Origin of the sequence: Tunicatimonas sp. (assembly GCF_049647865.1) — a bacterium.
GTDB lineage: Bacteria > Bacteroidota > Bacteroidia > Cytophagales > Cyclobacteriaceae > Tunicatimonas.
In genome coordinates, this window is the sequence record NZ_JBARYM010000873.1 from 1 (window position 1) to 2,065 (window position 2,065).

Sequence of the window (2,065 nt, forward strand, 5' to 3'; positions counted from 1 at the left end):
GAGTACGCACTAATCGCTTGATAAGCATGATCGTCTGACATTATAAATAGAATATTCGGACGTTGAGGTGTCTCTTCGGCTGGCGGTGTTTCTGATTGACAAGACCAGATTGCAACTAGTAAAATAAAGAAAATTTGTAGTTGATGTAGGTAGTTCATAGCTTCTTGAAGGGATTTTACTGTACTACAATAGTACACAGAATTTGAGTTTTTTAGTAGAATTTCATTCAAATTACCGTTGTAAATATTGCTGTAGATAGGCAGACCTGCTCTAGTTCAACCATGCAAGCTCCTTTACCTATCGGCAGTGGTTATCTTAACAATTTATTAATAAACGAGCCAGGGTAGGCTAGGGCTGCTGAGTGCTAAATCCAATATCATCAACCACAATAACTCCAGAAGTAGCCTGATCAAATACCAGAGAAATTTTATGAAGCTCCCGGAAATCAAATGTCGTACTAGCTAACTCGAAGGAGTCTAAAGGGAAATGAAAGGTTTCGGGTTGAACCTCCCAGTCAGCTCCAATCATGTCGCTATCCAAAAAAGCGAGTTTAGTAAAGCGAGTTTGTAGCCGGGGGGCAATGGGTTTAGTATCGCTAATCAGACGCTGAGCGGTATGTCCGCTTCGATCAGTTAGTACAATAGTGGCGTCAGGAGAAGGCTCCTTCTGAAGCTCTTGGTCAGCTTCCTGGTTTTCTCCTGGTGGCAGCCATTGAATATCTCCTGCTGCCAGCGTAATTAACATACTACCTAATGTATCTAAGCTTAACTCTGCCGAATCGGGTAGCACCACCGTAAACCGAGCTAAAGAATCAGCGTTAATTTCCTTTCCGTAATCCCACCCTAACACCACAGCGTTGTTTTCCTGGCTTCCCTGATCGCGGGTGCTAAGGTCTTCTTCTCGCCAAACAGTCAGATTTTTTGTCTGTATAAATCGTTTCTCTCCGGCGGTGGTCAGATCGATATCTTCTTCAAAATCCACCAATATACTAGTTTGCGCAGTCTGAAAGTGCGTAAGATAATAATTATCAAGAAGCCAATTTCGCGCAGTAGCTACATTTTTGAAAATGGGCAAGTATTGCCGTTCGCGATGTAGGGTAGCTTCGGCAAAAGCAGTGATGAAAATCTGGGCAGCCTGCTGTTGCTCTTGGCCCAGCATCATTGGCGCAGTATTGAGCAGCCACGCCATCGTTCCACCAAAATCAGTCCGCCCCCAAGTGGTATTAAATTGCCCATGATTGGCTCGGTGCAAATATACTCCCGCTTTAAAAGCTTCACTGTTTGGGCTGAAAGTCAGTCGGCGGTAGGGCCGCATTCCCCAAAAGCTGACTTCGTCGGCATCGTATGATCCCTGTAAAGAAAGATAGCTAACATCTTTCAACGTAATTTGGCGTTGGTAGCGATAATCAGTAGGCGCTAAGGTTACCACGCCTTTTATTCCGAAGTTAAAGTCGAAAGTCTCCTGGGCGTTGTCGGGAAAGTAGGGAAGTTCATTGAAGGCTGCAGCAATAGAGACGGCTTCGCCACCCCGGGAATGGCCTATAAGTAGTACCTCACTTAGATTAACTTTTCCTGCCAGTGAATGATCTGATGATTGATTCCAAGTTTGCCATTGCTCTAGGTGCTTTAGAAGTAACCACCCTCGCACTGGCATTTCTTTCCCCCGAAAGTCCCCTGACCAATGTCCATTAATAAAATTTTCGTCTACCGATACGGTAATAAAGCCTCGGGAAGCCAATAGTTCGCCTAAGTATCCGTATCCATCATCTGAATAATCGATCATGCTATGGTTTCCGTGCACAATAATGATAACCGGAAATGGTCCCTCCCCTTCCGGCATATACACCCGCCCATTGATTGGAAAGCTATCTACTCCAAAGCCCCAGTAGCGTTCTCGCCACTTTTTCTTTTTGCCCTTCCAATCTGGTAGTAATCGGGTAGCATCTACCGAAGAAGTTTTATAAGTAACCCCTTCGGCGTACTCACTGCGTCGTTGGTCTTCGCCGCTGCCGTAAGTGAAAGTGCTTATTTCATAATTTCCTGGAGTGCTTGGGTCCGTTACACCC

At 45.1% G+C, this 2,065-nt stretch carries 1 protein-coding gene; it reads right to left on the bottom strand.

The features are described from left to right. Positions 1-348 precede the first annotated feature (348 nt). Positions 349-2,065 (bottom strand): hypothetical protein (locus WBA23_RS25080; RefSeq protein WP_424585021.1); only part of this gene is annotated, 1,717 nt, incomplete at its 5' end.